The sequence below is a fragment of the Acinetobacter tianfuensis genome, assembly GCF_003611465.1.
In the GTDB taxonomy this organism is placed as follows: Bacteria; Pseudomonadota; Gammaproteobacteria; order Pseudomonadales; family Moraxellaceae; genus Acinetobacter; species Acinetobacter tianfuensis.
Genome location: NZ_RAXV01000052.1, coordinates 1 through 10,536 on the forward strand (window position 1 = coordinate 1; position 10,536 = coordinate 10,536).

Sequence of the window (10,536 nt, forward strand, 5' to 3'; positions counted from 1 at the left end):
TTCCTTTTGAGAGATTTCAAGTTCTTCACGAATAAGATGAAGCTGATTTTCTAGCAGTAATTCATCTGCCATTTTTTGAATACGGGCTTGGCTCTCTGGAGAGCGGCTAGCTAACAATTCTTGCAGAGTCTTAGCCATTAGATTTATCTCCTAGGGTGGTGAGATGAAGTTGGTATTGTTCATCTGCAATATCCAGCATGTCTTTATAAAAACGCTTTTTACTGCCTTTATCAGCAATACATAGAACAATAGCCTGTCGTAAAGGATCAAATGCGAAGAAAGCTCTCAGTGGTTTACCTCGATGTTGAACACGAAGCTCTTTCATGTTGGTAAATTTAGAGTCATAGACAGTATCTACTAAAGGGCGGCCTAAACTTGGTCCTTGCTGCTGTAGAACAACTAGGGCAGCCAGAACCTTCTCTTGTGTTGATTCGTCTTGCTGTTCAAGCCATTCATTAAATAGATCTGTCGTAATGACTATCCACATACCACAACCAAAATATAGATTATAGTCTATATTTTAGGAGCATTATGCTTGTTTTGCAAATGAGAAATGATAGGCAATAAAAAACCCCAGCATCCTGCCGGGGTTTTTCATATTGGGGTCGTTTGCGGGAAGGGGCGGAATCCTACGCTAAGGCTTTGGCCAGCGATATTCTCCGGTGAGATTGATGTGTTCCCAGGGGATAGGAGAAGTCGCTTGATATCTAGTATGACGTCTGTCGCACCTGCTTGATCGCGGCCGCGATAGCTAGATCGCGTTGCTCCTCTTCTCCATCCGCGTTCCAAGCTGCGGAAAGGCACCCATAAGCGTACGCCTGGTCGAGCAGGCGACGCGGATCGACGTCCAGCGCACGAGAGAATGCGTCCGCCATCTGTGCAATGCGTCTAGGATCGAGACAAAGGTCGTCTCTGTCAGCCGGATCGTAGAACATATTGGGGGCGCCAAAGCCCACTTCACCGACCAGACCGACGGGATCTATCACCAGCCAGCCGCGACTGGAGAACATGATGTTTTCATGATGCAGATCGCCATGTAGCCCACGCAGTTCCGAGGCATTGCTCATCATTTGATCGGCTATAATCGCCGCGTGGACGTAGTCAGTTTGACAACCTGCGTTTTGATCATCGCGCGCCCGCTGAAACAAAGCTGCAAAGCGATCCCGGATCGGGAGAAGGGCAGAAGGCAGGGGTTCCTCAGATGCGGCATACAGCTTCGCCATTAGTTCCGCTGCAATTTCGGTCGCCTGGTAGTCGCCGTGCTCGGCAACGATGTGAGAGAGCATTCGCTCCCCGGCATATTCGAGCAACATCAGATTGTTCTCACGACCGAGCAACCGGACTGCTCCCCTCCCATTGCGCCATACCAGATAGTCGGCCCCGCGCAGTTCATCAGCAATGTCTTCTATAGGTTTCAATCCCTTGACGATTGCAGGAGTCCCGTCTGGCAATGAAACTTTCCAAACGAGGCTGGAAAAGGTGTCCGCAATGAGAACAGGTTGCGAAACGTGCCAATGACAGTGAGCAGGAAAAACAGGCGGCATGAACATCAACCCCAAGTCAGAGGGTCCAATCGCAGATAGAAGGCAAGGCGTTCGCGGTCGGGGGCTTCGATCCCCAATACATTGAATAGGACAGCGAAGGCGCGCTCTGCTTCATCTGGCGCTGCCCAGTTCTCTTCGGCGTTAGCAATCATGAGTGCCAAATCGGCATAGCGATCTGCTGTTCCGAGCCGCCCAAGGTCGATCAGACCCGTGCATTGAAGAGTTTTAGGGTCCACCATGAAGTTCGGCATGCAGGGATCACCATGGCAAACAACCATATCGGTGCGCTCTTGGTCGAGCCGCACCGGTAGCTCTCGTTCGACACGAGCCAAAAGATCGAGCTGCGGCGTACTCTTGTCCTCGTCCGGTAAGAAGTCGGGATTGACGGCATTGCGGGACACCACATCAACGGCGCGTCCGAACATTCGCGACAGCCTGCGCTCAAACGGACATTGATCAACCGATAGGCTGTGAACAGCGCCAAGTTGCTGCCCCATTGACGGCCACGCTTTGAGCAAATCCGCTCCAGACAGATCAGCCGCCGGTACTCCCGGAATTGCCGTTATCACCAAGCATGCACCCTCCTGTTCCTCCTGCCAGTTGATGACCTCGGGGCAAGCCACACCTCGACCTTTGAGCCAAATGAGGCGGTCACGCTCTCCAGCGAGCTCACCGCGGCGGGAAGCAGGTGCGATTTTCGCGAAGGCATGCCCGTCACCACGTCGAAAAACAAAATCACCAGATTCTCCGCCTCTGACAGGCAACCAGTCAGAATGCGATTCACCAAAAAAAATATTAGTTCGATTCAATGGAGGTTCCTTCAGTTTTCTGAGGCTTTGTTGCACAAAGATTTGAAATGCAAAGCGCCCCTAATTGATCCAAATTTAAGGCGTAACTTGGGTAAGGTCGATTATCCTGTCGTCGGGTCGCCCTCAAAGGGGACATGCCTGCTGAACCGCGAATATAGAGAAATATCCCGAATGTGCAGTTAACGAATTCTTGCGGTTTCTTTCAGCGCCGCCAATACCGCCAGCCCGTCGCGCAAGGGGCGCGGCTCGTGTGTGCGGATGAAGTCAGCTCCACCTGCGGCGGCGGCAAGCTCTGCAGCGAGTGTCGCGGCCCCGACATCCCCCGGACCACGGCCTGTGAGCGCGCGCAGAAAGGATTTGCGCGAAACAGACAGAAGCACCGGCAAATCGAAGCGCAGCCGCAATTCATCGAACCGCGCCAGCACCGAGAGCGAGGTTTCGGGAGCAGCCCCCAGAAAAAACCCCATGCCGGGATCAAGGACAAGGCGGTTGCGTTTGATACCGGCACCCGTCAGCGCCGCGATGCGCGCGTCAAAGAACGCCGCAATGTGATCCATGATGTCGCCAGCGGGTGCCTCGCGCCGATCTGCCTGCCCGTCTTGCACCGAATGCATAACGACGAGTTTGGCAGATGATTTCGCCAATTGCGGATAGAACGCAGCGTCTGGAAAACCGCGAATATCATTGAGATAGGCCACACCACGCGACAAGGCATAGGCTTGCGTCGCGGGTTGATAACTGTCGAGCGAGACGGGAATGCCATCTGCCTTGAGCGCGTCCAGCACCGGCGCGATACGCGCGATTTCTGTGTCGGACGAAACAGGCGCGGCGTCGGGATTGCTGGATGCCGGACCGAGGTCGATCACATCTGCCCCCTCGGCCATCAGCTTACGCGCCTGCGCAATGGCTGCGTCTGGCGCCAGATACCGGCCTCCATCGGAGAAACTGTCCGAGGTTATGTTGACGATGCCGAAAATGATGAGCGATTTATTCATGGGGGCTTCTATAATAATAATAATCGAGCATGAGTCTCATACGGATGCTCGGGTCGAAAGGGAATCCCCAGGCGAGTAACCTGTTTGCGGTGATCTGAACCGTACCGGGTTTGTCGGAGACTTTTTTATTTAAGTTAGGCCACCTGACCTAACGGATTAATTTTATCATAGTACATTGCTTCAAAATCAAAAGGTGGCACATAACCGGATGAAAAAAGGCTTACTTTCATGGGCTTTTTGATTATCGATTTAACATAAAATCTCTTATGCGAAATTCAGTTGTAACCCCCAAATAGAAATGTCCGGTTTATCGATTGCTCGACCTAAGATCTCAGAACATAAGAATTTGATGATCACCCTGGTTCTCAAAACTCGATACTTTATTGAAAAGTTCTATCGAGGCTTATAAGTCCCTGAAACAAAAAAAATGCCTGAATTTCAGGCATTTTTTACGTCATCACTAACAGCTTAAAACAATCAAAAAACGAGAGTTTTATTCTTGTGAATACGACTTAACTTTTTCAAAAATTGGAAAGAAGTCTAATCCCTCATCTTTCATCGTAGAAATCAACGCAACGATTACAGCAATATGTGTAGGAACCACACCTTGTTTACTGTAATTCGTAATCGAATTAGGTTTCATATCCAATAAGGCAGCAAATTCCTTAATTGAAAGCCCTGCTTTACCGACAAGACGTTGAAATTCAGTATATGGCATTTAATTAAATTTATAGAAATGGTGTTTTGAGATTATAGCATAGGGTTATATTTACATAAAAACACATAAAATTATGTGGCAAACACATATTTTTATGTGTTATAAATAGCTTATCAAATAACCTATTTATCCTTACTATCGGAGAAATGTAATATGTACTCATACCCGGATTCAAACACTGAAAAGAAAATTGCGCTTATGATCATCAATGACTTTTTCATTCAAAAAGCCCATGAACTGTGGATTTTTTTACAACTCGACCAAAGCTTTAACGATTATGAAGCCACACTGATTTGGACTCGACGTTATCTAGAAGAACATCCAGAAGGTGAATACAGCGATATTCAAAAAGCATTCCTTTCTTGTTTCCCAGAACACTTCTTCAGCTTTGACTGTTAATTTATGATAGGCACGGTAAAAATCGTAATGGGTAAGTAAATCCCAAACAACAGCCAGTGCATACAACTGGCTTTTTATTGTCATTTATAAATCTAAGACTTTATTTAAACATACTAAAATTGATGTTCCACGGCTTCTAAACCATTGATTTAAGGTTGCGGATTCAGACATCTGTGACGTCACTTTAGGGTGTACTCTAAAGATACAAAAATAAAAACTTATAAAATACGATAAGTCAGTTAAATGATGCCTAATTTTTTGCGGAGCACTTCACCTAGTCCCGTTGGGACCAGGTGAAGTAGCTGTCCTCAAAAATTACGCATCTCTATTAAGTTTTTTGCGTCTTTCATCTTCTGAATGCAAGTAAAGCCCACCGCTTAAAGTATCTGTATCCAGAAAAATCTTCTTCTGATTCTGTTTCGATTGTGCCTGCACGAGTTTCAAAGTTAGCGCCAAAAACTGCTCTCTTTCACTTTCAGTCAAAGCAGATTCTGCTATTTTTGTTTCTGTGAAAACTTGAGAAATCACAATTTCACCAAGCAAAAATTTTTGATTTTTAATTATTGAAAGTTCTTTACTGGTCAAAGATGGTAAGCGATTATCGAGTTCTTTAATTGCTTTTTCAGCACGTTGTTGAATCAGCTTTAATGCTTTTTTTGCATCTTTCAATTCTGCATCAGACAGTTCACCACTTCCGATTTTTGCAATCAGATCCGATACGGCTTTTGCATCCTCTACAAGATTATTTTGTTGCTCAGACATTAGAATTCGTCTCCATTTTTAATTAATCAATAATTGATAATCGTGCATAAAATTTGATTTGAGTCTTTAAGTCTTTCACTTCCTCATTATTGAAATTATCACAAGTGAAAAAAAAACATACTAAACAGGTAAAAAAAATCGAAAAATAACACCAAATACAGGTCAAATTTTTTTCTAGTGTATAGTCGAATTACGTGACAACTTCATTCACGACATTTCACGTTTTCACAGTCAAGCGCAAGCGTAGACTGTGAAAACGTAGAAATGACGTAGAATGAAGCGCACTTTAACCCAAAACGTACATTTCGCTTCGCTCATGTTCGTTTTGAGTCGTGCGCCCCCTCCCAAAGCTAGGGCAGGGGGGGACTTTTAAGGCGTTCCGATGAGAAAGTAATTTATTGTGCTTTGCACAATAATTATTTTCATGTAACGTCTTAAAAGTAGAAAAGCAAAACCACCACTGGAGCATGATATGAGTGATAAAATCGTTATTCGAAATAGTTATTCTCATCGTGTTTCGACTGTCAAAAAATCAAACGGTCACAGTATATTAAGAATAATTGCATATATTAATGCACGTAAATTATCGAACAATTTAACGGGAGATGAGCATAATTTTTCTCATAAATCAGGTGTGATTAACACAGGTTTCTTTATGCCACACGGCATTAAAACAGAAATGAATGAAGAACAGTTTTATAATCATATTGAGAATAATAGTCACGCATCTACAAACATTATTGCATACAGTTCTATTCTTGCTTTACCGCCTGAATTATCACAAGAAGAACAAATAAAAGTTGTCGAAAAATTCTGTGAAGATTTCACAGAACAATACGGAACTTGTATTAGTTATGCGATACATGAAGCTGATAATTTGAAGCGTAAAAAAGCTCGATTAGAAGAAATTGAAAAATATAATTTGCCTGAAGATAAAGAAGATTTACAGTTACAGATTCAAAATAATCATGTTCATTTTGTGATTCCATATTGCAAAATTGAAGCACTTACAGAGCAAGATTTAAAGTCAAAACGTAAGAAAAAATCTCACGGAGATACATTTAAAATTGGCAGTCAAGTTAAAGATTTTAACCCGATAAAATTTGGCTCAGAGATTAAAAAAGATAAGCCAGACTTGATGAATATTGAGCAAAACTTTTTGCAATATATGCGTCAAAAGCCCTGCGATTTATTTAACAGTGCATTAGAAAAAAATAATCGAATTGAGCGTTATACACATAAGTCATATAAAAATTTGGGCTTGCAGATCAGCGCAACAATTCACGAAGGCGAGATGGTGAAAAGCCGTGTTGCGCAAGGCAAGAAGATGAACGTTCACGAATACAACAAACAGCAGAAAGCGAAGCAACAGACTGAATCTGACTATCTAAATTTTATCAATGTTCCACTACCTAAAGACCTTGCATATAAGATTTTAAGCGGTGAAAAACTTGCTGAAAAAGAGTTATTAGATAGCTTAAAAGCGCAACCAAAGTCAGAGCTTGAGCAAGCTCAAGAATTGCTTAATCAGATCAACAATGCACATCAGCTTATTGATAACAAACTTGCAGATCACGAGCATGAACCGCTCGATTTACGTGAAAAACTAGATCGTTTGAAAGAATCCAATAGCTCACCAGATGCAATACCGGCACCTGAAACGCTTAGTGAAAAATTAGAGCGTTTAAAGCAGAAGCAAGCTGAACAGGCGAAGCCATCGACAGAGCCAAAACAGCAAGACAACGACAACGACAACGACAACGACAACGACAACGACAACGACAACGACAACGATTATTCACCGTTTTAACTAAAAATTGGGAGCAGTCACATGACTGAAAACAGCGAAATTATTGATTTACTGACAGCGATTGTCAGTAGCATTGAAAGCCAAGAAACACAAGCCCAATCAGCCAAAACCGAGCTACTGGAGCAATTGAAGCTGCTTGCATCAAAGACTGATACAGTCAGTACCAACTTTCCGAAATTGATCGAAACGCTATCAAATTTTGATAGCAAGATTGCATCAAGTTTTGATGATATTCAAAACGTCAGCAAGCAGTTAAATAATGTCGTGCAGCAAATCTGTATTGCTGAAAAAGCAATTCAGACAGTGCAACAGCAAGCACAAAATCTACAGCTTAATGACACAATCAAAACACTGAATAATGCAGATCAAACTGCACAACAGCTTAATCGTTATTTACACAGCTCAAGCAAGACATACAAAGAAAATATGAATGCTGCAACTGATATCGCTATCAGTCAGATCAAAAAGTTGAAAAGCGAAGTCAACACAATTGCAGATAGTTTTACTGAAATCATTACAACTGATATTTCCAACAGAATTATTAATGATGTATCTGCAAAATTGACACAGCAAGTCGTCCAAAATTTAAAAGTTGAAATTGAGACAGGAGCCAAAGAAACGGCTGAAACACTTTCAAATAAAGCATTTCAGCATCTTAGTAAGACGTTACAACAGACAAAAAATGAAGTCGAAAGCGGTGCAAAAGAATTTCATAGAGAAGTCATCTCAACATATCAAAACGACTTAAAACAGCTCAAAGCGATAAGTTCAGAGATTCAGCAGACAGCAGATAAATCAAATAGAATCTATATGCAACGTGAAGAAGCATATCAAAATCACGTTAGCCAAGAAAAAGCCTCGGTTAAAAAGAACTGGATTTTAATTGCTGCCACAGTTTGGATCGGATTTACAGCAACTGTTGCAGGTACAGCTTACGCAACATCAAAATCAGCTGAAAGCGTTGTAAACAAAGCGACTGGCTATGTGGATTTACAGAATAATTGGATGAAAAATGGCTTTCGTAGCATCAACAAAGAAGAATGTAATGCGTACATGCCGAAGCAGCAATTTATGCAAAACCGTCCAATTGATTTTTGTTATTTCAGCAAGACACCTGCTCATCAAGTTCAAACTCAACATGGATACTTAAATATATTTACCAAGTAAATAAAACAGCTTAAAACTAAAAAGACACTTTAGTGTCTTTTTAGTTTTACAGAAGCTTGGCACGATAAGTCAGTTGCCGAAGAGCGTGAAAGACGTATGTACAAGGAGATTGAGCAACTCAAAGATAAAATTGACAATCTAACCTTAGCACTTGGCTATACACCTAAAAATATTCAGCCTGACAGTAAGCCTGACAGTACAAATGAACAAGTCCGTACAACTACAGACTTACAAGAAACTGTACAGCAATCACAAGTTACACCTATAGAAGATAAGCCTATTCAGCAAACTGCTACGATAACACCTGAATCTAAAAAATGAGGTTTATTCGGTCGTTTGGCGAAGGCTTTTTTTGACAATAAACGACCTAAAACGCTCACAAAGCGAAGTTAAACAGCAAGACCATAGAAAGTACACCAAGAGCCCAAAAACGCCTTAAATCGCAAATTAGAGCCATCTAGCCCTATTCTAAAACTTAGTCAGCCTGAAAAAAACAGGCTATTGCCGATTTTAATGTCCGTGTTTCAAAATTGGCTCAAGAGGTTTTTGAGAATGATTTAAGAGAAATTTTAGAAAAAATACAAGAATGCAAAGAATTAAGCTCAAAACTTCTTACTAAGATTGAAGTACATAAGCAAAACAAGCCATTAAACCCTTTCAAAATTGGGACTTGGAAAAAAGAACTTTCAGAAATGGTGAACCTGCATAACAACAACATCAAAGTAAAATGGGAAAACTTGCTACTTGAGTACAAGAGCAAGGAAAATCTAGGTGCTAACTACACTTATTACGAAAAAGCACATACTCAACTTTTCAAACAGAACCCAGACGAATACAAGAAAATTCAGGAGTTTCAAAAAGAAATTGCTGAAAATGAGCGACAAGAATCAATTAACAAAGCTGCAAGTCGCCAAAACAACAAAGAGCGTTGACATACTCCGTACTAAACCGTTGATTTAATGGGGAGCATGTCAGCCTTCATCGTCAGTTACTTGTCTTTTTGCATTGTAATCTGTTTTTCTAATTCAGCTATCCGTGCATTTGCATTAGTGAGTTGTGATTCCACATATTTGATCGAGCCTGATTTTTCGAGTAGCTGTTCATATTTGGCTTGCAAGGCGTTGTAGTCTTCTTTTGCCTTATCTGTACTAGCAAGAGCGACTTTCAGCTTGTCGGTGGTGTCATCAGTTTGTTTGACCTGTTCATCAAGTTTGATTTGCACCTGTTCCAGTTTTTCTGTGGTATCTGCAAGCTGCTTTTCCAGTTGTTGCACTGTTTCCGCATATCCGCCTTGTACTGCATCAATCCGTTCTTGCAATAGGGTTGCAATGACTTGTGACACGGTAACAAGTTCCGCATCTTTCAGAGTTTTTGCCGTAGTAACGGCTGCCGCCAGTTGCTCTTCAAGGATCTCTTTGCGGTATTTGTTGATAGTGGTCTTTGAGCCGCTACCAAGAACCGCAAGGATATTATCGTTAGTTGGGTTTGAGCCTTGTTCTGCAAGGGATTCGATGGCTTTTGCCACATCTGATTTAGTGATTGCCATGGGTTTATTTCCTATTGTGTACTGTACTGTATCGTATTTTAGTACATTACAGTACAGTACACAATCGATATTTTTATGAATTATGACTAGCTAAAACTCTCTGCAGCTGTTCGCTAATGTTTTCCAATTTAGCAAAAGCCGATAGAAGATGATTTTTATTAGATTAATTAAACAATAACAAGTATTTATTAGCGAGTGTCTACGAGCGCCACAACAAAAATTCGCGCCTAGACTCTCTGAAAAACAGCTTTTTAGGCTGTGAAGCCTAAATAAGCGTAAATCACATGTAAATATTTGCACCTAGATCGAGCGAAGCGAGCAAAAAAAGCTCTATGAGCGAAGCGAATTCATCGTGCTTTTGCTTTTTATTAAAGTCACAACGAGATGAGCCAAAAAATTGCCCCGACGAATCGAGCGAAAGCGAGATTCAATAGAGTTTGAGCGAAGCGAAAACCAAGGGCAATTTTTCATAACTTTGGCTTTTAATTACTTTTAAATGTTTTTAATGTTTTTAACCTTGATATAAAGCTTGATATATCTAGCTTTCAGAGAATATTCAACAACGTTTCCTCGGCTATCTAACAACGTTTCCTCGGCTATCTAACAACGTTTCCTCGGCTATCTAACAACGTTTCCTCGGCTTATAGCAACTTTTTTTTTATTGTTGCTATATTCTTAGCATTTATTAAAACATGGCATATGACAACGTTTCCTTGGTTAGAATCACTTCCTGTTTATGTCATATAAACCACTATACTTATAACTACTCTATAACGATAAATTAAG

At 41.7% G+C, this 10,536-nt stretch carries 12 protein-coding genes and 2 pseudogenes; 5 read left to right on the forward strand and 9 right to left on the reverse strand.

From position 1 onward, the window contains the following. The 7 genes and pseudogenes from D7V32_RS16010 to D7V32_RS16040 all read right to left on the reverse strand — a co-directional run. Nucleotides 1-138, reverse strand: a pseudogene (locus D7V32_RS16010) (transcriptional regulator); the annotation flags it as partial. Beyond that, nucleotides 131-487 (reverse strand): type II toxin-antitoxin system RelE/ParE family toxin, encoded by a 357-nt coding sequence (locus D7V32_RS16015; RefSeq protein ID WP_004967307.1) that lies wholly within the window; start codon nt 485-487, stop codon nt 131-133. The pseudogene D7V32_RS16010 and the gene D7V32_RS16015, both read right to left, overlap by 8 nt. 220 nt (nt 488-707) lie before the next feature. Then, nucleotides 708-1,550: an APH(6)-I family aminoglycoside O-phosphotransferase gene (locus D7V32_RS16025; protein WP_120403827.1), complete on the reverse strand. Its 843-nt coding sequence runs from the start codon at nt 1,548-1,550 to the stop codon at nt 708-710. Then, entirely contained in the window at nt 1,550-2,353 is an 804-nt protein-coding gene (gene aph(3'')-Ib / locus D7V32_RS16030; RefSeq protein WP_001082319.1) for an aminoglycoside O-phosphotransferase APH(3'')-Ib, read from the reverse strand. The genes D7V32_RS16025 and aph(3'')-Ib overlap by 1 nt, the downstream gene beginning before the upstream one ends. A gap of 179 nt (nt 2,354-2,532) precedes the next feature. Continuing rightward, nucleotides 2,533-3,348, reverse strand: a complete 816-nt coding sequence (gene sul2, locus D7V32_RS16035; protein WP_001043260.1) for a sulfonamide-resistant dihydropteroate synthase Sul2 — start codon at nt 3,346-3,348, stop codon at nt 2,533-2,535. A gap of 134 nt (nt 3,349-3,482) precedes the next feature. After that, nucleotides 3,483-3,554, reverse strand: a pseudogene (locus D7V32_RS17860) (type II toxin-antitoxin system HipA family toxin); the annotation flags it as partial. Nucleotides 3,555-3,841: 287 nt separating this feature from the next. Then, on the reverse strand, nt 3,842-4,066 hold the full coding sequence (locus D7V32_RS16040) for a hypothetical protein (protein ID WP_005249015.1): 225 nt from the start codon (nt 4,064-4,066) through the stop codon (nt 3,842-3,844). 153 nt (nt 4,067-4,219) lie between these two features. Here D7V32_RS16040 and D7V32_RS16045 point away from each other — a divergent pair, with 153 nt between their 5' ends. After that, on the forward strand, nt 4,220-4,465 hold the full coding sequence (locus D7V32_RS16045; RefSeq protein ID WP_005249014.1) for a hypothetical protein: 246 nt from the start codon (nt 4,220-4,222) through the stop codon (nt 4,463-4,465). A 315-nt stretch (nt 4,466-4,780) separates the two neighbouring features. Here D7V32_RS16045 and D7V32_RS16050 read toward each other — a convergent pair whose 3' ends face one another. Then, complete coding sequence (locus D7V32_RS16050) at nt 4,781-5,227, reverse strand: hypothetical protein (RefSeq protein ID WP_120403828.1); 447 nt, start codon at nt 5,225-5,227, stop codon at nt 4,781-4,783. A gap of 472 nt (nt 5,228-5,699) precedes the next feature. Here D7V32_RS16050 and D7V32_RS16055 point away from each other — a divergent pair, with 472 nt between their 5' ends. The 4 genes from D7V32_RS16055 to D7V32_RS16070 all read left to right on the forward strand — a co-directional run bounded on the left by D7V32_RS16055 (nt 5,700) and on the right by D7V32_RS16070 (nt 9,136). Next, a complete protein-coding gene (locus D7V32_RS16055; RefSeq protein WP_120403829.1) occupies nt 5,700-7,037 on the forward strand; it encodes a MobA/MobL family protein in 1,338 nt (445 codons plus the stop codon). 21 nt (nt 7,038-7,058) lie between these two features. Beyond that, on the forward strand, nt 7,059-8,204 hold the full coding sequence (locus D7V32_RS16060) for a hypothetical protein (protein WP_120403830.1): 1,146 nt from the start codon (nt 7,059-7,061) through the stop codon (nt 8,202-8,204). 96 nt (nt 8,205-8,300) lie between these two features. Further along, nucleotides 8,301-8,525: a hypothetical protein gene (locus D7V32_RS16065; protein WP_228200238.1), complete on the forward strand. Its 225-nt coding sequence runs from the start codon at nt 8,301-8,303 to the stop codon at nt 8,523-8,525. A 209-nt stretch (nt 8,526-8,734) separates the two neighbouring features. Beyond that, nucleotides 8,735-9,136 (forward strand): hypothetical protein, encoded by a 402-nt coding sequence (locus D7V32_RS16070; RefSeq protein ID WP_120403831.1) that lies wholly within the window; start codon nt 8,735-8,737, stop codon nt 9,134-9,136. Nucleotides 9,137-9,192: 56 nt separating this feature from the next. Here D7V32_RS16070 and D7V32_RS16075 read toward each other — a convergent pair whose 3' ends face one another. Next, nucleotides 9,193-9,750 carry a DNA-binding protein gene (locus D7V32_RS16075; RefSeq protein ID WP_120403832.1) on the reverse strand — a complete coding sequence of 186 codons (558 nt, stop codon included), beginning with the start codon at nt 9,748-9,750 and terminating at the stop codon, nt 9,193-9,195. Nucleotides 9,751-10,536: the final 786 nt, after the last annotated feature.